General features: G+C 75.4%; 17 protein-coding genes. 12 read left to right on the top strand and 5 right to left on the bottom strand.

Features of this window, described 5'->3' with window-relative positions; genetic code table 11:
* Nucleotides 1-112 precede the first annotated feature (112 nt).
* Complete coding sequence (locus tag ACFV3R_RS24690; RefSeq protein WP_385587119.1) at nt 113-1,048, bottom strand: MBL fold metallo-hydrolase; 936 nt, start codon at nt 1,046-1,048, stop codon at nt 113-115.
* Nucleotides 1,049-1,262: 214 nt separating this feature from the next.
* Between ACFV3R_RS24690 and ACFV3R_RS24685 the strand changes: the two genes are divergently transcribed.
* The 3 genes from ACFV3R_RS24685 to ACFV3R_RS24675 are packed head-to-tail and all read left to right on the top strand — an operon-like array spanning nt 1,263 to nt 3,553.
* Nucleotides 1,263-1,526, top strand: coding sequence for a hypothetical protein (locus ACFV3R_RS24685; RefSeq protein ID WP_385587117.1), 264 nt, complete (start codon nt 1,263-1,265; stop codon nt 1,524-1,526).
* Nucleotides 1,513-2,946: an amidase gene (locus tag ACFV3R_RS24680; RefSeq protein ID WP_385587114.1), complete on the top strand. Its 1,434-nt coding sequence runs from the start codon at nt 1,513-1,515 to the stop codon at nt 2,944-2,946. The genes ACFV3R_RS24685 and ACFV3R_RS24680 overlap by 14 nt, the downstream gene beginning before the upstream one ends.
* A 10-nt stretch (nt 2,947-2,956) precedes the next feature.
* Nucleotides 2,957-3,553, top strand: a complete 597-nt coding sequence (locus ACFV3R_RS24675) for a TetR/AcrR family transcriptional regulator (RefSeq protein WP_385587111.1) — start codon at nt 2,957-2,959, stop codon at nt 3,551-3,553.
* 63 nt (nt 3,554-3,616) lie between these two features.
* Here the strand turns inward: ACFV3R_RS24675 and ACFV3R_RS24670 are convergent, their stop codons facing one another.
* Nucleotides 3,617-5,422 (bottom strand): bifunctional metallophosphatase/5'-nucleotidase, encoded by a 1,806-nt coding sequence (locus tag ACFV3R_RS24670; RefSeq protein WP_385587109.1) that lies wholly within the window; start codon nt 5,420-5,422, stop codon nt 3,617-3,619.
* Nucleotides 5,423-5,717: 295 nt separating this feature from the next.
* Between ACFV3R_RS24670 and mshD the strand changes: the two genes are divergently transcribed.
* The 5 genes from mshD (at nt 5,718) to ACFV3R_RS24645 (ending at nt 12,188) form a co-directional block, all read left to right on the top strand.
* Nucleotides 5,718-6,650 carry a mycothiol synthase gene (mshD, locus tag ACFV3R_RS24665; protein ID WP_385587106.1) on the top strand — a complete coding sequence of 311 codons (933 nt, stop codon included), beginning with the start codon at nt 5,718-5,720 and terminating at the stop codon, nt 6,648-6,650.
* Between the two features lie 379 nt (nt 6,651-7,029).
* Entirely contained in the window at nt 7,030-9,477 is a 2,448-nt protein-coding gene (locus ACFV3R_RS24660) for an RNA degradosome polyphosphate kinase (RefSeq protein ID WP_385587103.1), read from the top strand.
* Between the two features lie 82 nt (nt 9,478-9,559).
* The gene (locus ACFV3R_RS24655) at nt 9,560-10,999 is read left to right on the top strand and encodes a metal-binding protein (RefSeq protein WP_385587099.1); all 1,440 of its coding nucleotides are present in this window, start codon (nt 9,560-9,562) and stop codon (nt 10,997-10,999) included.
* A 113-nt stretch (nt 11,000-11,112) separates the two neighbouring features.
* Nucleotides 11,113-11,505, top strand: coding sequence for an NUDIX hydrolase (locus ACFV3R_RS24650; RefSeq protein ID WP_385587255.1), 393 nt, complete (start codon nt 11,113-11,115; stop codon nt 11,503-11,505).
* An 80-nt stretch (nt 11,506-11,585) separates the two neighbouring features.
* Entirely contained in the window at nt 11,586-12,188 is a 603-nt protein-coding gene (locus tag ACFV3R_RS24645; protein WP_385587096.1) for a GNAT family N-acetyltransferase, read from the top strand.
* Between the two features lie 98 nt (nt 12,189-12,286).
* On the opposite strand, the gene ACFV3R_RS24640 is transcribed toward ACFV3R_RS24645, so the two are convergent.
* Nucleotides 12,287-12,997, bottom strand: coding sequence for an SDR family oxidoreductase (locus ACFV3R_RS24640; protein WP_385587093.1), 711 nt, complete (start codon nt 12,995-12,997; stop codon nt 12,287-12,289).
* A gap of 273 nt (nt 12,998-13,270) precedes the next feature.
* Here ACFV3R_RS24640 and ACFV3R_RS24635 point away from each other — a divergent pair, with 273 nt between their 5' ends.
* Nucleotides 13,271-13,702 (top strand): Hsp20/alpha crystallin family protein, encoded by a 432-nt coding sequence (locus ACFV3R_RS24635; RefSeq protein WP_385587252.1) that lies wholly within the window; start codon nt 13,271-13,273, stop codon nt 13,700-13,702.
* A gap of 65 nt (nt 13,703-13,767) precedes the next feature.
* Here the strand turns inward: ACFV3R_RS24635 and ACFV3R_RS24630 are convergent, their stop codons facing one another.
* Nucleotides 13,768-14,598 carry a class I SAM-dependent methyltransferase gene (locus ACFV3R_RS24630; protein ID WP_385587089.1) on the bottom strand — a complete coding sequence of 277 codons (831 nt, stop codon included), beginning with the start codon at nt 14,596-14,598 and terminating at the stop codon, nt 13,768-13,770.
* Nucleotides 14,599-14,676: 78 nt separating this feature from the next.
* On the bottom strand, nt 14,677-15,645 hold the full coding sequence (locus ACFV3R_RS24625; protein WP_385587086.1) for a phosphotriesterase: 969 nt from the start codon (nt 15,643-15,645) through the stop codon (nt 14,677-14,679).
* Nucleotides 15,646-15,904: 259 nt separating this feature from the next.
* Between ACFV3R_RS24625 and ACFV3R_RS24620 the strand changes: the two genes are divergently transcribed.
* The 3 genes from ACFV3R_RS24620 (at nt 15,905) to ACFV3R_RS24610 (ending at nt 18,836) form a co-directional block, all read left to right on the top strand.
* Nucleotides 15,905-16,483, top strand: a complete 579-nt coding sequence (locus ACFV3R_RS24620; RefSeq protein ID WP_385587083.1) for a CGNR zinc finger domain-containing protein — start codon at nt 15,905-15,907, stop codon at nt 16,481-16,483.
* Nucleotides 16,484-16,867: 384 nt separating this feature from the next.
* Nucleotides 16,868-18,247 (top strand): D-inositol-3-phosphate glycosyltransferase, encoded by a 1,380-nt coding sequence (mshA, locus tag ACFV3R_RS24615; protein WP_385587080.1) that lies wholly within the window; start codon nt 16,868-16,870, stop codon nt 18,245-18,247.
* Complete coding sequence (locus tag ACFV3R_RS24610) at nt 18,240-18,836, top strand: YbjN domain-containing protein (RefSeq protein WP_385587077.1); 597 nt, start codon at nt 18,240-18,242, stop codon at nt 18,834-18,836. The genes mshA and ACFV3R_RS24610 overlap by 8 nt, the downstream gene beginning before the upstream one ends.
* Nucleotides 18,837-18,937: the final 101 nt, after the last annotated feature.

Below are 18,937 nucleotides of genomic sequence, written 5' to 3'. Positions count from 1 at the left end.
CGGCCGGCGCCCGGCGCCGGTGGCCGTCTTGGGGCCCGTCCCGGCGCCGGTGGCCGGCCGTCGGGCCCGTCCCGGTGAGGCCGCTGCCGGAGGAGCGGGAGCCGGTCACGGGCTACCCCCGAGGGGCTGACGGGAGCAGCCGGTAGGCGTCCGCGTCCCGGACCACGTGGCCGGCGGTGGGCGGCGCGAAGTGCGTCCCCAGCAGGAGGGTGTCGGTCCCGGCGAGTGAGCTGAACAGGGCGCGCCGGGTCGCCTCGGCCCGGGCGGGGTCGATGTCGACGCAGCTGCCGATGCCGGGGTGGGCGAGCTGGACGGGGTGGTGGACGCAGTCGCCGGTGATCAGCGCCGTGGCCCCGGCGCTGTGCAGGCGGACGGCCAGGTGGCCGGGGGTGTGGCCGGGGGTGGGGAGCAGGCTGAGCCCGGGGGCGATCTCCAGGCCGTCGTCCGGGACGTCGAGGGGGTCGAGCAGGCCGGCGTCGGCTACCGGCAGCACCGAGTCCCGGAACATCTGCCGCCGCGGCTCGTCCATCTCCCGCTCCTGGCCGCGCCAGAAGTCCCACTCGGTCCGGCTGGTGAGGTGGCGGGCGCGGGGGAAGGTCGGTACCCAGGCCCCGGCCGCCGCGGACCAGTGGGTGTTCCAGCCGACGTGGTCGGTGTGCAGGTGGGTGAGGATCACCAGGTCGACGGAGTCCGGGGGGAAGCCCGCGCGGGTCAGACGGTCCAGGTAGGGGGTGTCGAGGTCGTGCCAGGCCGGGTTGGCGCGCTGCTTCCCGTTGCCGATGCCGGTGTCGACGAGCACCCGCAGGCCGCCCGTGCGGATCGCGAAGCTGTGGCTGTCGGCGCGCAGGACGCCCTGGTCGGCGAAGTCGGGCCGCAGCCACTCCTGCTGCTCGACGAGGTCCGCGGTGGCGCCGGGGAGCAGCCACCGTCCGGTCTCCGGGGGGAGGGGGGTCTCGTCGATGCGGTGGACGGTCGCCTCTCCCACGGTCCAGTGGGGGGTGCCGGATCCGGCGTGCGGTGCGGGGCCGGGCTGCGTGGGCGTGTGCACGGGTCCTTCTCTCTGGTCTCTGGCTCTTCTGGGCGGGGCGGTGATGGTGGGCCCGGTAAGCGGGTGGCGCCGGGCGGGAGGTGACGACAAGGGTCGTTAAAGCTAAGAGTTTGCGTTAAGTGACGGTAGTGCGTAGCGTCCACTAACGCAATTACTTAGCTTTTGCGGTGGGGCGGTCGCGTCGTCCTGCCCGCGACGCGTCAGGAGAACCGGCATGACCGCACTGACACCCGCCGAGGCCGGCCGCTGGGCCGCGCGCTCCGCCGTCCCGTTGCCGCCCGACAGATGGGCCGAGGTCGCCGCGACGGCCGAACACATCCACGGCGTCCTCTCCGTCCTGAAGGAGCTGGACCTCGGCGACACGGCACCGGCCGCCGACTACCTCGTGGCCGACCCCGACCCGGCCGGTCACGACGTGGCCGGTCACGCGGCGGCCGAGTTCCAGGTGCGGGAGGGGCGGCGCCGTGCAACCCGCTGACCTGACACTCACCGCAGCCGCCGAGCTGATCCGGGACCGGCACCTCTCCCCGGTAGAGCTGGTGGAATCCGTGCTGGAGCGGATCGAGCACGTCGAACCGCGACTCAACGCCTACGTCACGGTCACCGCCGACCGTGCGCGGCGCGCGGCGCGGGAGGCCGAACGGGCCGTGGCAGCAGGGACGCCGCACAGCCCGCTGCTGGGCATCCCGGTGGGACTCAAGGACCTGATCGACGTCGCCGGACTGGCCACCACGGCGAGCTCCCGCGTCCGGAGGGGCCACGTGGCGGGGACGGACAGCACCGTCGCCGCCCGGCTGACCGCGGCCGGTGCGGCCCTGGTGGGCAAGACCCACACCCACGAGTTCGCCTACGGCCTGATCACCCCGCAGACGCGCAACGCCGTGGACCCGGGGCGCATCGCCGGGGGCTCCAGCGGCGGTTCGGCCGTCGCGGTGGCCGCCGGTGCGGCGACCTTCGCGCTGGGGACCGACACCGGCGGCTCGGTGCGGGTGCCCGCCGCGCTGAACGGCGTCGTGGGCCTGAAGCCCACCTACGGACTCGTCCCCCGCCACGGGGTCACGTCGCTGTCCTGGTCGCTCGACCACGTCGGCGTCCTTACCCGCACCGTCCGGGACCTCGCACCCGTCCTGGCCGCCCTCACCGCGGGCGCCGCAGACCGCGCCGCCGAGGCGGACCCGGGCGGGGCGGACCGCCCGGGCCCGGAAGAGACGGACCTGACCGGACTCCGGGTCGGGGTCCCGGGCAACCACTACTTCGACCACGTCGAACCCGGCGTCGAGGCCGCGGTACGCCGCGCCGTCGACCGGTTCGCCGCCCTCGGGGCCCACCTGGTCGAGGTGGAGATCCCCCTGGCCCGCTACATCAAGGCGGTGCAGTGGGGGCTGATGGTCCCGGAGGCCACCGCCTACCACGAACAGACGCTGCGCACCGCGCCGGAGCGTTACTCGGCGGACGTCCGCGTGCTGCTGGAGGCCGGTGCGCTGCTGCCCGCGGCCGACCACCTGCGGGCCCAGCGGGCCCGCACGCTCATGCGCCGCGCCTGGGGGCGCCTGTTCGAGACGGTCGACGTGATCGCTGCCCCCACCATCCCGTTGACGGCGGTGCCGGTCGGCCAGGAGACCGTGACCTGGGCGGACGGGAGCGTGGAGAGCGTCTCGGACGCCTGCGTGCGGCTGTCGGCCCCCGCGAACATCACCGGCCTCCCCGCCCTCTCCGTCCCCGTGGGCAACGCGGTCCCGGCGGGGGACTCCCGCCCGGGCCTCCCGGTCGGCATGCAACTGCTCGGACGTCCCTTCGCCGAGCCGCTGCTGTTGCGTCTGGGCCGGGCGTACGAGGAGGTCACAGGCGCTTCGGGGCAGCCTGCCCGGCCCGACTCGGACGCCGCCGCCCTGCTTTAGGGTGGCGGCCATGAGCCACAGACCGATGGCCCGTCCGGGCGGGCGCAGCGCCCGCGTCCAGGAGTCGGTGCACGCCGCCGTCCGCGAACTCCAGGCCGAGCAGGGCCGCGACGCCCTCACGGTGCCGATGGTCGCCGCCCGCGCGGGGGTCACCCCGTCGACGATCTACCGCCGCTGGGGCGACCTGAAGGAGCTGCTGTCCGACGTGGCGGTGGAACGCCTGCGTCCGGAGGCTCCGCCGGAGGACCACGGCGACCTGGCGGCCGACCTGGCCGCCTGGGCCGAGCAGTTCCTCGACGAGATGGCCTCGCCGTCCGGGCGCGCCTACGTGCGCGACGCCCTCCTGGGCGACCCGGACGGCACCAACGCGGGCCGCTGCTCGGCCTACGCGGCGGAGCAGGTCGCGGTCGTCCTCAGCCGCGCCACCGACCGGGGGGAGGCCGCCCCCGACGTGGAGAGCGTCCTCGACGGTGTCGTGGCCCCCCTGATGTACCGCATCCTCTTCCGCCCCGACGGGCTGGACCGCGCCTACGCACGAGGTCTCGCCGCGGACGTCCTGGCCGCACCGGCGGCCGGCCCCCGCCGCACCGGGAACGCCGGGCGGTGACCGGCCGCCCGCCGCCGGGCCGCCCCCGTGCGGGAGGCGGCCCGGCGCCGTCCCGGCCCGCGGTCAGCTCACGACCGTGATCCGGTCCGCGGCCGGCACCGGCAGCGGGGCCGAGGCTGAGGAGTGCGCGCCCAGGTAGGCGTTCAGCGCGTCCAGGTCGGAGGGGCCGACGTACTTGTCGGTGCCCTGCGCCAGCACGGCGAAGCCGTCGCCGCCGCCCGCCAGGAACTCGTTCATCGCCACCCGGTAGGTCTCCGACGCCACCAGCGGCTCGCCGTTGAGCCGCACCGAGCCGGCCACCACCCGGTCGGCGCCGGTACGCGTCATGTCGAGGGTGTAGGTGAGGCCGCCGGAGACCTGGAGGATGCGCGGCTGGGCCTCGTTGGCGCCACTGACCTGCTGTTGCAGGGCGGTGAGGAGCTGCGTGCCGGTGAGGGTGAGGACTTGGGTCATGTTGGTGAACGGCTGGACGGTGAACGCCTCCCCGTAGGTCACCACCCCGTCGCCCTCGTCGCCGGCCGCCCGGTAGGCGAGGTCGGCGCGGATGCCGCCGGGGTTCATCAGCGCCAGCACCGCCCCGCCCTTGTCGGACGCCGAGGTGGCCTCCAGCTGGGCGTCGGCGATGAGGTCGCCCAGCGGGCTCTCCGGCGCGGTGGAGCCGCGGCCCGGCACGTCACCGGCGACGTACCCCACGGGCCGGTCCGCGATCGGCTTCGCCAGGGCGTTCCAGCGGCTGACCAGCTGCGTCATGTCGGCAGCCTTCGGCTGGGTGCGCACCACCGCGTGGTTGGCGGAGGCGACACCGGCGCGGACGACGTCGCGGGTGCGGCGGTCGTAGGTGAGGGTGGTGTCGGTGTAGACCTTGCCGAAGCTGGACGCCGAGGTCACCAGGCGCGGCGCGCCGGAGGGGTCGGGGATGTCGCAGACGTAGGCCTGGTGGGTGTGGCCGGTGACCAGCGCGTCGACCTTCGGCGTGACGTGCCGGGCGATCTCGGTGATGGGCCCGGAGATCCCGTCGCCCGCGCCGGGGCTGTCGCAGTCGTAGTTGTACGCGGTGGACGCCGGCAGGCCGCCCTCGTGGACCAGCGCGACGATGGCCTTCACGCCCTGGCGGTCCAGCTCCTTGGCGTACTTGTCGATGGTCTCGACCTCGTCGTGGAACTTCAGGCCCTTCACGCCCTGCGCGGTGACGATGTTCGGCGTGCCCTCCAGGGTGACGCCGATGAAGCCGATCTTCACGCCGCCGTGGCGCCAGACCGTGTACGGCTTGAGGATCGGCTTGCCGGTCTTCTCGTCGGTGACGTTCGCGGCCAGGTAGGGGAAGTCCGCGCCCCGGAAGGGGGCCTTCGGGTCGTAGCAGCCGTCGGTGGGGTGGCAGCCGCCGTTCTGGAGGCGGGTCAGTTCCGCCCGGCCCTCGTCGAACTCGTGGTTGCCGACGGAGGTGACGTCCAGGTCGAGCTTGTTCATCGCCTCCACGGTCGGCTCGTCGTGGAAGAGGCCGGAGAGCAGCGGGCTGGCGCCCACCAGGTCACCGGCGGCTGCGGTCACCGAGTAGGGGTGCCCCCGGCGGGCCTTGCGCAGCGAGGAGGCCAGGTACTCCACGCCACCCGCGTCGACCTTCTTCACCGAGCCGTCCGCCTGCGCCTCGTCCACCTGGCCCGAGGAGCCCTGCGGCGGCACCAGGTTGCCGTGGAAGTCGTTGAAGCTGAGCATCTGCACGTCCACCGTGCGGCCGTGGCCACCGCCGCGGTGATGGCCGGCGGCCGCACCGGCGGGTGCGGTGCCCGCGCCCACCCCGGCGGCGGCGAGCAGGGCGACGGCGACCGTCAGCACCCCTCGGCGTCGGCGTCTGACAGGGACTGCTGCCATCGGATCAGTTCCTCCCGTTCACTGGCGACCCGCGGTGCACCGGCGACCGGATTCCTCCGTGCCGCGGGCTTCGGGCCGGGCTCGTCGGCCGAGCGGCAGACTACGGTCAACGCGCGTAGTGCGACAGGCCCGTCGGGTGACGGCGCGGTGTCCGACGCCGGACCGTCCCCCTCCGCGGCCGGTCCGTCCCGCCCACCGGACGGCCCCGCCCCGCCTTCCGCCGCCCGGGCGGCAGCGCTCTGGCACGCCCGCGACCGGCCCCGGACCCGCCCCCACCACGCCGTACGCTTCGACCATGACCACCAACGCCGCACCAGGGGCCGGCGCGACCGGCCGCGACATCCAGCTGTACGACGCCCTCACGGCCGAGCAGGCCGAGGAGGTCCTCGACCTGATCGACGAGGCGGCCCGCCACGACGGGCAGTCGGCCGTGTCCGAACAGGGCCGGCTGCGGCTGCGCGGCGGTCACCGTGAGGGCGTCGCCCACCTGCTGGTGCACGACGCCGACGGGCACCTCGTCGGCTACGCGCAGCTCGACGGGGCCGACCCCGTCGAGGCGCCCGCGGCGGAGATGCTGGTCCGGCCCGGGCACCGGGGGCGGGGCCACGGGCGGGCCCTGGGACGTGAGCTGCTCAACCGCTCCTCGCGCCGGCTGCGGGTCTGGGCCCACGGCGGGCACGCCCCGGCCCGCCGCCTCGCCCAGTCGCTCGGTCTGAGCCTCTTCCGTGAACTGCGCCAGATGCGGCGCCCGCTGGAGGACCTCAACCTCGCCGAACCCGACCTGCCCGAGGGCGTCACCGTGCGCACCTTCCGGCCCGGGGAGGACGACAAGGCATGGCTGGAGACGAACGCCGCGGCCTTCGCCCACCACCCCGAACAGGGCGCCCTGACCCAGCAGGACCTCGACGACCGCAAGGCCGAGCCCTGGTTCGACCCCGCCGGCTTCTTCCTCGCCGAACGCGGCGGCGAACTCGTCGGCTTCCACTGGACCAAGGAGCACGCGGACGAGGGGCTGGGCGAGGTCTACGTCGTCGGCGTCCGCCCCGAGGCACAGGGCGGCGGACTGGGCCGGGCGCTCACCGCCATCGGCCTGCGCCACCTGGCGGCGCGCCACCTGCCGACGGCCATGCTCTACGTGGACGCCGACAACGTCCCGGCGGTCACGGTCTACGAACGCCTCGGCTTCACCGTCCACGAGACGGACCTGATGTACCGCACGGAAGGCTGAGACCTCCCCGGCCGACCCGGCGCGCGCCAGGCGGGGAAGCCCGGCCACGGGCACTCCGTCCGCCGCGACCCCTGCCCGTACTCCGGCGCCCCTCCACCACGTCCTGCGGCGGAGGGGCGCCGGCGTGTGGACGCGCGACCGGACGGAAGAGGTGACGGAAGAGGTGGGGGCCGGCCCCGGCACGAGGCCGTGACGGAGAGTGCGAGCAACGGTACTCCGGGTGCCCGGCGGCCGGGCCGGGAGGCCGTGGACCCGTGCGGAGCGGCGCAGGGGCCCGCGCGGCCCACGGCCTCCCCGTGCAGGTCCCGGTAGCCCCGTGCTTGCCTGGCCGCCACGTCCCCGTCACCACCCATTCAGACGCGCTTGCAAGCATCAGCCGATGCAGCCCGCTCCTTCTCCGAGGCGGTCGGCCGCGCCCTCGCCGGGCCGGCCGGCCCGGACGCCGTCCGCACCCGTCGCCTCCGACAGGGCTGACCTCGCCAGTGCGCGGAAGAATGAGGTTATGAAGCAGCACCGCAGCGCCCAGGCCGAGAGCCCCGCCGAGAGCCGCGCCATGCCGCTCGGTGAGCACCGTACGTCCGGTTCCGCGGCCCGCGCCGCGGCCACCCCGCGGCGCGTGGCGCAGAACGCCTCGTCACAGCCGTCGGTGGGGTCCATCGCCGCCCACCGCCCGCACGCGGTCGTCGCCCCCGTCCCCGCGCTGGAACCCGACATAGACGCCGACCCGGACACCTACGACGGTCCGGAGCCGGGCGAGGACGAGCTGCCCGGCGACCGCTTCCTGGACCGGGAGGGAAGCTGGCTGGCGTTCAACGAGCGGGTGCTGGAACTCGCCGAGGACACCGGCACGCCGCTGCTGGAGCGCGCCAACTTCCTGGCCATCTTCGCCAGCAACCTCGACGAGTTCTTCATGGTCCGCGTCGCCGGCCTCAAGCGCCGCATCGCCACGGGCGTGGCCACGCGCTCCGCCTCCGGCCTGCAACCGCGGGAGATCCTGGAGCAGATCTGGACCCGCTCCCGTGAACTGATGGCCCGGCACGCCGCCTGCTACCAGCAGGACGTGGCGCCGGCCCTCGCCGACGAGGGCATCCACCTCATCCGCTGGCACGAGCTGACCGAGCGGGAGCAGGGACGCCTGTTCACCCTCTTCCGCCAGCAGATCTTCCCCGTCCTCACCCCCCTCGCCGTCGACCCCGCCCACCCCTTCCCCTACATCTCCGGCCTCTCCCTCAACCTGGCCGTGGTGGTGCGCAACCCCGTCAGCGGGCACGACCACTTCGCCCGGGTCAAGGTGCCGCCGCTGCTCTCCCGCTTCCTGGAGGCCTCCCCGCACCGCTACGTCCCCATCGAGGACGTCATCGCCGCACACCTGGAGGAGCTCTTCCCCGGCATGGAGGTCCGCGCCCACCACATGTTCCGGGTGACGCGCAACGAGGACCTGGAGGTCGAGGAGGACGACGCCGAGAACCTCCTGCAGGCGCTGGAGAAGGAACTGCTGCGCCGCCGCTTCGGGCCGCCGGTGCGGCTGGAGGTGGAGGAGTCCATCGACCCGGAGATCCTCGACCTGCTCATCGCCGAGCTGAAGATCACCGACGCCGAGGTCTACCCGCTGCCCGGCCCGCTGGACCTCACCGGCCTCTTCGGCATCGCCGCCCAGGACCGGCCGGAGCTGAAGTACCCCAAGTTCGTCGCCGGCACCCACCGCGACCTCGCCGAGGTCGAGTCGGCCTCCGCCCCCGACGTCTTCGCCGCGCTGCGCGCCCGCGACGTGTTGCTGCACCACCCCTACGACTCCTTCTCCACCTCCGTGCAGGCCTTCCTGGAGCAGGCCGCCGCCGACCCCGCCGTCCTCGCCATCAAGCAGACGCTCTACCGCACTTCCGGAGACTCCCCGATCGTGGACGCGTTGATAGACGCCGCGGAGTCCGGCAAGCAGGTCCTCGTCCTGGTCGAGATCAAGGCGCGCTTCGACGAGCAGGCCAACATCAAGTGGGCCCGCAAGCTGGAGGAGGCCGGCTGCCACGTCGTCTACGGGCTGGTGGGCCTCAAGACGCACTGCAAGCTCTCGCTGGTGGTGCGGCAGGAGGGCGAGACGCTGCGCCGCTACAGCCACGTCGGCACCGGCAACTACCACCCCAAGACCGCCCGGCTCTACGAGGACCTGGGCCTGCTGACCGCGGACCCGCAGGTCGGCGCCGACCTCTCCGACCTCTTCAACCGGCTCTCCGGCTACTCCCGCCGCGAGACCTACCGCCGCCTGCTGGTCGCCCCCCGCTCCCTCCGCGACGGGCTGGTCGAACGCGTCCACCGCGAGATCGCCCACCACCGGGCGGGGCGGCCCGCGGGCGTGCGCATGAAGGTCAACTCGATGGTGGACGAGGCCGTCGTCGACGCGCTCTACCGGGCCTCCCGGGCCGGCGTCCCCGTCGACGTCTGGGTGCGCGGCATCTGCGCGCTGCGGCCCGGGGTGCCGGGACTGAGCGAGACCATCCGGGTCCGCAGCGTCCTGGGCCGCTTCCTGGAGCACTCCCGCGTCTTCGCCTTCGGCAACGGCGGCGACCCCGAGGTGTGGATCGGCAGCGCCGACATGATGCACCGCAACCTCGACCGCCGCATCGAGGCGCTGGTACGGGTCACCGACCCCGGCCACCGGGCCTCGCTCGACCGGCTGCTGCGGACCGGCATGTCCGACGCGACCTCCTCCTGGCACCTGGGACCGGACGGTTCCTGGACCCGGCACGCCGTCGACACCGAGGGCAGGCCGCTGCGCAACGTCCAGGAGTCGCTCATCGAAGGGCGGAGGCGCCGGCGTGGCCCGGCCTCCTGAGACGTGCGCGCCGCCCGGGGACCGGCGGGCGGCGGGGGGCGAGGGGCACCGGAACCGGAGGGGCTACGGCGAGGAGGACGGCGTGAGGGGGCAGGGGGGTGACCAGGCCACCGCGGCGCGGACGGGGCGAGGGCCGGCCACGGTGGCGGCCGGCGCCGGCGAGGGCGCCGCGACGCCCCTGGCCGCGCCGGCGTCCGCAGGAACGGGCGGCCCGCCGACGGCGGGTGAGGTGCTGGCGCGCTACCTCCACGAGCAGTCCGCCGAGTTCCTGCGCGGACTGCGACTGCACCACGAGGCGGGTTCGGACGCCGGCGGAACCGCCCGGGCCGGCAGCCACCTGCGCCGCGCGGCACGCCGTGTCGCCGGCGCCCTGCACACCTTCCGCCCCCTCACCGACGAGGCGTGGGCCGGGCGGCTGCGCGAGGAACTGGTCTGGCTCGACACCACGTTGGGCCTGGAGGCGCGGTGCCTGCGACGACGTGAACAGCTCACCGGCGCCCTGCACCGGCTGGTCCGGGACGGCGCCGGCCACCCGAGCCGGCTTCTCGATGCCACCGGCGCCCCGCCCGGCACCCGGCCCGCGCATGCCTCCGACCCCGCCGCAGCGGCCGAAACGGACGGAGGCGGCACCGTACCCGCGGGCACCGACGGCGGCAGCCGCCCCACCCGCCGCGGCGCGACCGTCCGCCCAGGGCAGCGCAGCCTCGGGCAGTCGAGCACCGGGCCGCAGTTCCCCGCCCCCGACGGCACCGCGGCCGGGCCCGCCCAGGCGGCACTGGCCGCCGGCACCGCCCGGGCCGGCGCGCTCCTGGACCGCCAGTCGGCGCTGGCCTGCACCCGCGCCCACTCGGCGGCCCTCCAGGCGCTCCAGTCCTCCCGCTTCCACGCACTCGCCGACGCCGTGGCGGTCCTGGCCTCGGAGGTCCCGCTGTCCGCGGCGGCCGACGCCCCCGCGGCCGAGGCCGTCCCCCCGCTGGTCCAGCAGGCGTACCGGCTTGTCGGCGACGCCCTCGCGGACCTGACCGCACCGGATCGCACCGGGCCGCAGCAGCGGGCGGACCGCGGCCCCGCCCCGGACGCCCCCTGGCGCACGGCCGGACGGGTGCTGGGGTACGCCCGCTACGCCCAGGAGGTGCTCGACCACTGCGAGGGCCGCGGGGACGGGCCGCGGGCACCGGCCGGGCCGGGGGAGGCGGTGCTGCCGGCCGGGGCCGGCCGATTGCTGGAGCGCCACCTGCTGGCCGCCGACGCGGCGACGGCGGCAGCCGAGGCGGCCCGCACCCCGCGCATCTCCCCGGCCACCGCCTACGCCCTGGGCGTCCTCCACGCGGACCAGCGCCAGGAGGCCGAGGCGGCCCGGGCGGCCTTCACCGAACTGTGGCTGCGGGCCCGGACCCCCACCGGCGCGACGGGCTTCACCACGGGGACGGGCAGGGGCGCCGAGGCGGCCGTGCTCCGCGCACCGGACCCGGTGGGCGTCCCGGGGGCGCGCGGCGCAGGGGCAGCGGGGGGCGGCTCGTGACGGCGCCGAGGGGGACACCGGCCGGGGGTCGGGGCGAGGGCCGGGAGGGTGCCCTGGACCGTCTCAGCGGCGACCTGTGCGACGCGGAGCCCCCGCAGCGGGCCGCGCGGGAGTTGGTGCGTGCCGCCGGGTGCGTGCTCTGGTACCGGTCGGCGCGGGAGGGGCTGCGGGTGGCGCTGGTCCACCGGCCGAAGTGGGACGACTGGTCGCACCCCAAGGGCAAGCTCAAGCGCGGCGAGAGCGCGCTGGCCGCCGCGGTGCGGGAGGTCGCGGAGGAGACCGGGATGCACTGCCGGCCCGGCGTCCGCCTGCCCACCGTCCGTTACCTGGTCGGCGACCGCCCCAAGGAGGTCCGGTACTGGGAGGCGGAGGCGGTCGGCGGACGTTTCGCCCCCAACACCGAGGTCGACGCCCTGCTGTGGCTCTCACCTGCGCAGGCACGGGCGAAGGCCACCCAGGAGCGCGACCGCTACCTCGTCGACGCGCTGCTGGAGGTGCTGGAGTGAGGCGCGGCGCCGCCCGCCCTGTGCCGGGCCCGGTCGAAAACCACTGGTGACCCGCGACACCGAGCGGTGACCATCCGGGGATGACCGAGGAAGCAGCAGCACAGGCGGCGGATCAGGCGGACGAGACGGATCACCGGCAGCGCCCGGCGCGCAGCGCACCGGACGTGCGGTTCGTCGAGCTGTCGGGCGAGGTGATGAGCGCACTGCTCAAGGGCGACCTCGCAGCGGCGGGCGGACTGGCCGGGGTGGCGCTGACCGGCGACTTCCTGACGGAGCGGGCGCGGTGGCTGTGGCGGTACCGGCTCGGTCAGATGGCCGCCGACCCCGGCCGGGTGCGGTGGATGGTGCGGTATGCGCTCCTGGACGCCGAGGGGCTGGTCGTCGGGCACGCCGGGTTCCACGGGCCGCCCGACGAGGCCGGGACGGTCGAGATCGGCTACTTCGTGTCCGCTGCGTTCCGGCGCCGGGGCCATGCCCGTGCCGCCCTCGTCGAGCTGCTCCGCCGGGCGGCGGCCGGCCCCGAGGTCACGGCCGTGCGCGCCACCGTCAGCCCGGACAACGCGGCGTCACTGGCCACGCTCGCCGGCTTCGGCTTCGCCGAGGTGGGGGAGCAGTGGGACGAGGAGGACGGCCGGGAACTCGTCTTCGAGGTGCCGGCCGGCCGAAGCCCCGCCTCCCCGTGAGGACGCCGGGCCGGGCGCGGTGCGGCTGCCGGGGGCGGGCGGCTCGGTCGCCCCGCCCCGGTGATGCGCCCGGGGCGGGGTCCGCGGTCGCGGGTGCGTCAGTTGGGCTGGCCCAGCGGCCGGAGCTGGATGTGGTTGACGTCCAGGCCCGCCGGCTGGTCGAGCGCGAAGGCGATGGCCCGGGCGATGTCCTCGGAGGTCATCACCGGGCCCTCGGGGGTGCCGCCGCGCGTCTCCCAGAAGGGGGTGTCCACCTTGCCCGGCGCGATCAGCGTGACTCCGACGCCGTCGCCCGTCACCAGCATGCGGGTGTTCTCGGCGAGGGCGTGCACCGCCCACTTGGTGACCGAGTAGAGGCTGCCGGGGCTGTTCTTCACACCCGCCACCGACCCGACGAGGACGATGCGGCCCTTCGTCACCTTCAGGTGCGGCAGCGACTCCCGGACGAGCAGGCTGGGGCCGAGCACGTTGGTGGCGACCATCGACCGCATGTCCTCGGGGTCCATGTCGGCGACGGTGCCGAGTGAGGAGAAGCCCGCGTTGGCGACCGCGGCGTCCAGTCGGCCCCACCGCCCCACCGTGCGGTCCACGGCCTGCCGCACGTGCTCCGGTTCGGCGGTGTCCCCGGCGACGAGCAGCAGCCGGTCACCGGCGTCGAGTTCCCCGGCCAGCGCGTCGAGCTTCCCGGCGTCGCGTCCGGTGGCCGTCACCCGGTGCCCCGCGTCGAGCAGCCTGCTGACGGTGGCCGCGCCGATGCCGGTGGAACCTCCGGTGATCAGCGTGACGGGGGCGTCGGTGCGGTCCGGCATCAGGCGTTCTCCTTCTCGGGCGGTCCTCGGCGGGGTCCTCCGGGGCTCGCGGCCGAGCCCTGCGGGTTCCCCGTACCCCGGCACCGCCCCGCCGGCACCCCTCTCCCTCCTTCCCGCGCGCCCCCGGCACGCCCCGCCCGGCCCCTTCCGAACCCTTCCCTTCGCGACCCACTCCGCTTTGTTGAGTCCAGGCTTGTCAACTTAGCTTCGTCTGGGTATAACTATGTGCATGAGGGCATCGCACGCAGAGCCCAGGAAAAGGAGATGACCGTGATGCTCATGCGCACCGACCCGTTCCGCGAGTTCGACCGCCTCGCCCAGCAGGTCCTCCACACCGCCGCCAGGCCCGCGACCATGCCGATGGACGCCTACCGGTCCGGTGACGACTTCGTGGTCCACTTCGACCTGCCGGGTGTCGAACCGGAGACGATCGACCTCGACGTCGAACGCAACGTGCTCACCGTGCGGGCCGAGCGCCGCTCGCCCGCCCCGGGCGGCGCCGAACTCGTCGCCGACGAGCGCCCCACCGGCACCTTCAGCCGCCAGCTCTTCCTCGGCGAGACGCTGGACGCCGAGCGCATCGACGCGCACTACGACAACGGGGTGCTGACGCTGCGCATCCCGGTCGCCGAGAAGGCCAAGCCCCGCAAGATCCACATCAGTGGTGGCGGCGGCCAGGCGAAGCAGATCAGCGCCGGCGCCTGAGCACGGCCCCCTTCCCCGGGCCCGGCACCACTTCCCCCGGTGGTGCCGGGCCCGGTGCCGTGCGGTCAGCGGGGGGCCAGCGCCTCCCAGCGCACGGTGACCTCGCCCTGCCGCCACCGCAGGGGCCCGTCGGCCAGCGGCCACCCCTCCTCGCGCAGGGTGCGGACGGCGCGGGTCCAGCGCTGCCGGGCGCTCAGCGCGCCCCACGGTGCCGCGGCGGCCCAGGCGCGGTCGAAGTCGCGGAGGAAGGCGTGCACGGCCTCGCCCGGCACATTGCGGTGGATGAGCGCTTTCGGCAGGCGTTCGGCCAGGTCGGACGGGGTGGTGAGGGAGCCGAGACGGGTCGCGAAGGTCACCGTCCGCGGACCCTCGGGGCCCAGCGCCACCCACACGTGACGACGGCCGATCTCGTCGCAGGTCCCCTCCACCAGCAGCCCGCCGGGGGCCAGCCGCGCACACAGGTCACTCCAGACCTCGGCCACCCGGCCCTCGTCGTACTGGCGCAACACGTTGGCCGCCCGGATCAGCACCGGCGCCCGCGGCCGGCCCCCGCCGGCCGGCAGCGGGACCTCGAAGCCCCCGTGCCGGAAGCTCAGCCCCTCCCTGGCGTAGGGCTGGGCCGCCCGGACCCGCTCCGGGTCGATCTCCACGCCGACGACCTCCACGTCGGCGCGGACCTGACGCAACCTGGCCAGCAGCTCCACCGCGGTCCAGGGCGCCGCCCCGTACCCGAGGTCGACGGCCACCGGGTCCGCGCAGCGCCGCAGCTCGGCCGCGTGCGTGGCGGCGATCCACCGGTCCATGCGCCGCAACCGGTTGGGGTTGGTCGTGCCGCGGGTGACGTTCCCGACCGGGCGTGAGGAACCTGCGGGGAGGCGGGGACGGCTGCTGGGCACGGTGGACAAGCGTAGGCGACGGCGGTGGGCCCGGCCCGGCCGCACGAGCCCGGCGCAGGGTGCAGGGAGACGGGAGCCCTACTCCTGCCACGGCACCGCGAAGGCGCGGGCGGGGTTCGCCTCGAAGAACGCCCGGGCCGCCTCCTGACCCAACTCCTTCTCGACACGCGGGCGCAGGCCCGCCAGCAGGTAGGGGAGGCCCGGCCCCTCGCCGGTGACGGCCCGGGCCGATGCCACGGTGGTGTCACCGCCCAGGAGGAGCCGGTCGGCGTGGCCGGCCTCGGTGAGCGCGTGCAGGGAGTCGAACAGGCGCCAGTCGGTGGTGTGGTGGGCGCGCGAGGGGCCGTCGAAGGCGAGGAACGCACCGCTGCGGGCGGCCGCCAGGTGGAGGCGGACGTCGGGCAGCCGGCCGAGATGGCCCAGGATCACGCGGTGCGGCGGAACGCCGTGCCGGTCGCAGAGGAGCTCCAGGACCTCGCCCGGCGCGGTACCGGCCTCCAGGTGCACGGCGATCGGCACGCCCGTGGCGTGGTGGGCCTGTGCGGCGGCGGCGAAGGTGTGCCGGGCATGGGCGTCGAGGCCGTGGAAGGAGCCGGCGACCTTCACCAGGCCGGCGCGGACGTCGAGGCGTCGGCCGGCGGCGGGACCCGGCCCGCCTCCCCCTGGCCGCACCCCCTCGGTGACGTCGGTGACCAGCCGTTCCGTCAGGCGGTCGGTCAGGCCGGGCAGGAGCTCGGGGGCGTAGTGGTGGGCCTGGTGCAGGCCGGTGGCGGCGACGAGGTGGACGCCGGTCGCACGGGAGAGCGCGGGCAGGGCGTCGGCCCGGCGCCCCATCCCCGCCGGGGTCCACTGCACCAGCGCGGAACCGCCCAGCGCGGCGAAGGCCCGCAGCTCCGCCTCGGCGGCGGCCACGTCGTCCAGCTCCTGGCCCGGCAACCGGGGGGACCGGAGGAAGAGGTGGTCGTGGGCGTCGCAGGTCCCGAGCTCGGCGGGCGGGATGTCGCCGAGGACGGTGCGGATGCGGGGCGAGGGGCCGGTGGCGGTCACCGGGACGCCACCTGGGGACGGCCGGGCGCCGCGGACCCGGCGTCGCGGCCGGGCGGGGTCCGGCGGAGGTGGTCCGGGACGGGGGTGGGGCGTGCCATGGGGACTCCCGTGTCGTCGGGCGGCCCGCGGCGCGGGCGCGTCATCGAGGGAAGGCGGTGCCGTGGGGGCGGGGGCGCACCAGCCGAGCCATCCGTAACGGCTGAGGCGTTACCGTCCGGGACTGTAGCAGAGGTAACGCCTGAGCCGTTACGATGTCGGGGTGTCCGGCGACCTCACCCTCCGCTTCGACTGCGGAGCCTCCTGGCTGAACCTGATGGCGACCCGCGGACGGGTCTTCGGGGCCGCCCCCGTCGAACGCCTCACCTCACCCGAGGTGCTCGCGCACTGGCTCACCCGCAGCGAACTCACCCCCGCCGTCCCGCCGGACGAGACGGACCTGGCGCGCGCCCGGGAACTGCGCGAGACCCTGCGGGAGCTGGCCCAGCCGACCGTGGCCGGCACACCGCCACCCGGCGGGGCCGCCCGCGACCTCGCCCGCTTCCTCGCCGACCACGAGGACCCGGTGGACCTGCGCGTCCAGGACAGGCTCGTCCGCACCCCGCCGCCCTCGCCCGCCGCCGCCCTGGCCCGCGTCGCCCGGCAGGCCGTCGACCACCTCACCGGCCCCGACCGGCACACCCTCAAGGTCTGTCCCGAGAGCGACTGCCGCGGCGTCTTCGCCGACCCGGCGGGCCGCCGCCGCTGGTGCCCGGCGCCGGCCTGCGCCAGCAGAGGGAGAGTCCGCGCCCACCGGGCCCGCCGCACAGCGGACCGGGACCGCACGGCCCGCGAGCCCTGAAGCCCACCCGGCACGGCCCGCGAGCCCTGACGCCCACCCGGTAGAGGAGGACGACCGGCGGCAGGCGCGGGCCGGAGGCTCCGGTGGGAGGCGCCTGCGTCACACTTTGGCAAAGTGCCGCGGGCGGGACGACAGGGGCGGAATGGCGGGGGGCCGTGCCGTTGTTGCAGCCTTGACCTGACCCGTACGGCCGGTCGTGCGGGACGGCACGGCGGACGCACGGACGGGTCGGTCCCGTGCACGGCCGCGGGACCGGGGCGGGCCGGCGCGACGGGGCGACGGTCGCCGCCACCCGTCCGCGCCCGTGACCCGAACGGCGCGGACAGCCACGACCAGGCAGGAAAGCAGTGCGGGCTCATGACGCCTGCGAGGAGGTAGCGCCCAGTGACCCCACAGGTGTCCCGGCTCCGCGCCCGCTCCCAGGGATCGCTCGCCGGCCAGTCGAGGCTGCGGCTGCCCGGCGGCGCCCGCCGGCCCCGGCGCGTCGCCATGCTGAGCGTCCACACCTCGCCGCTGCACCAGCCGGGCACCGGCGACGCCGGCGGCATGAACGTCTACATCGTGGAGCTGGCCCGCAAGCTCGCCGCGATCAACATCGAGGTGGAGATCTTCACCCGGGCCACCACCGCCGGCCTGCCGCCCGTGGTCGAGCTGACACCGGGCGTCCTGGTGCGGCACGTCGACGCCGGGCCGTACGAGGGCCTCAACAAGGAGGACCTGCCCGCCCAGCTCTGCGCCTTCACCCACGGAGTGATGCAGGCCTGGGCCGGCCACCGGCCCGGTCACTACGACCTGGTCCACTCCCACTACTGGCTCTCCGGGCACGTCGGGTGGCTGGCGGCGCAGCGCTGGGGCGTCCCCCTGGTGCACGCCATGCACACCATGGCCAAGGTGAAGAACGCCTCGCTGGCCGCGGGCGACACCCCCGAGCCGGCCGCCCGGGTCATCGGTGAGACGCAGATCGTCGAGGCCGCCGACCGGCTGGTGGCCAACACCGAGGAGGAGGCCGGCGAACTGGCCCGGTACTACGACGCCGACCCCGGGAAGCTGGCCGTGGTCCACCCCGGCGTCAACCTCGACCGGTTCCGGCCCGACCCGCAGGCGCCCGGGCCCGACCCCGCCGCGCGGGCCGCCGCCCGCGCCCGCCTGGACCTGCCGCAGGACGCCTTCGTCCCGCTGTTCGCCGGCCGCATACAGCCCCTCAAAGCCCCCGACATCCTGCTCCGCGCCGTCGCCCACCTCGTCGACCAGGACCCGACGCTGCGCTCCCGCATGGTGGTGCCGGTGGTCGGCGGCCCCAGCGGCAGCGGCCTGGCCAAACCCGAACGCCTCCAGAAGCTCGCCGCCCGCCTCGGCGTCGCCGACATCGTCCGCTTCCGCCCTCCGGTCGCCCAGGAGCAGCTCGCCGACTGGTACCGCGCCGCGTCCGTCCTGGTCATGCCCTCCTACAGCGAGTCCTTCGGACTGGTCGCCATCGAGGCCCAGGCCTGCGGCACCCCCGTCGTCGCCGCCGCTGTGGGCGGACTGCCGGTCGCCGTCCACGACCAGGTCAGCGGATTCCTCGTGCCCGGCCACGACCCCGCCGCCTACGCCGCCGAACTGCGCCGCTTCCTCGACGACCCGTCGCTGGCGGACCGCATGGGCGCCGCCGCGCACCGGCACGCGCAGTCCTTCGGCTGGGACACCGCCGCCGCGGCGACCGCCGACGTCTACGCCGCCGCCACCCACGAACGCCGGCGTCGCCTACGATCACCGCATGTCTGACGTGCCCCCCGCGAACGACCAGGCCACCGGCAGGACCACTGGCGAGACCGCAGGTCCGACCGTCGACGAGGACGCGACGGCCGAGCCTGCCTCCCCCGCCGAGCGCGCCGCCCGCGAGGCCCTCACCCGCGCCCTGACGGAAGCCGGCGTCGACTGGGAGTCCCCCGAGCCGGGCGTCTTCGTCGTCACCCTGCCCGGCACCCGCAAGCTCGCCACCACCTGCTCCCTGCGCGTCGGCCGCCACGCCCTGTCGGTCAACGCCTTCGTCGTGCGCAGGCCGGACGAGAACCACGAGGCCGTCCACCGCTGGCTGCTGGAGCGCAACACCCGCCTCTACGGGGTCGGCTACGCCCTCGACCGGCTCGGCGACATCTACCTCGTCGGCAAACTGCCGCTGGCCGCCGTCACCCCCGAGGAGGTCGACCGGCTCCTGGGCACCGTGCTGGAGAACGCCGACGGCTCCTTCAACACCCTCCTGGAGATGGGCTTCGCGAGCGCGATCCGCAAGGAGTACGCCTGGCGGACCTCCCGCGGCGAGTCCACCCGCAACCTCCAGGCCTTCGCCCACCTGACCGAACGCCCGCAGTAGCCGTCCGGCGAGCCCGGTCGCGGGCCCCCTGGGCTGCCCGCGACGGCACCGCCGGCCCGAGCGGGGACCAGGGGCTGATCACCCACAAAAGTGGATTAGTC

This window comes from Streptomyces sp. NPDC059740, from assembly GCF_042733155.1.
Lineage (GTDB): Bacteria > Actinomycetota > Actinomycetes > Streptomycetales > Streptomycetaceae > Streptomyces.
This window is presented reverse-complemented; position numbering and strand designations above follow the sequence as displayed.

Bases quoted from the DNA above. Each gene is read 5' to 3' on its own strand.
- ACFV3R_RS24685 (WP_385587117.1), top strand. From the start codon at position 1,263: ATGACCGCACTGACACCCGCCGAGGCCGGCCGCTGGGCCGCGCGCTCC.
- ACFV3R_RS24675 (WP_385587111.1), top strand. From the start codon at position 2,957: ATGAGCCACAGACCGATGGCCCGTCCGGGCGGGCGCAGCGCCCGCGTC.
- ACFV3R_RS24670 (WP_385587109.1), bottom strand. From the start codon at position 5,422: ATGGCAGCAGTCCCTGTCAGACGCCGACGCCGAGGGGTGCTGACGGTC.
- mshD (WP_385587106.1), top strand. From the start codon at position 5,718: ATGACCACCAACGCCGCACCAGGGGCCGGCGCGACCGGCCGCGACATC.
- ACFV3R_RS24660 (WP_385587103.1), top strand. From the start codon at position 7,030: ATGCAGCCCGCTCCTTCTCCGAGGCGGTCGGCCGCGCCCTCGCCGGGC.
- ACFV3R_RS24645 (WP_385587096.1), top strand. From the start codon at position 11,586: ATGACCGAGGAAGCAGCAGCACAGGCGGCGGATCAGGCGGACGAGACG.
- ACFV3R_RS24640 (WP_385587093.1), bottom strand. From the start codon at position 12,997: ATGCCGGACCGCACCGACGCCCCCGTCACGCTGATCACCGGAGGTTCC.
- ACFV3R_RS24635 (WP_385587252.1), top strand. From the start codon at position 13,271: ATGCTCATGCGCACCGACCCGTTCCGCGAGTTCGACCGCCTCGCCCAG.
- ACFV3R_RS24610 (WP_385587077.1), top strand. From the start codon at position 18,240: ATGTCTGACGTGCCCCCCGCGAACGACCAGGCCACCGGCAGGACCACT.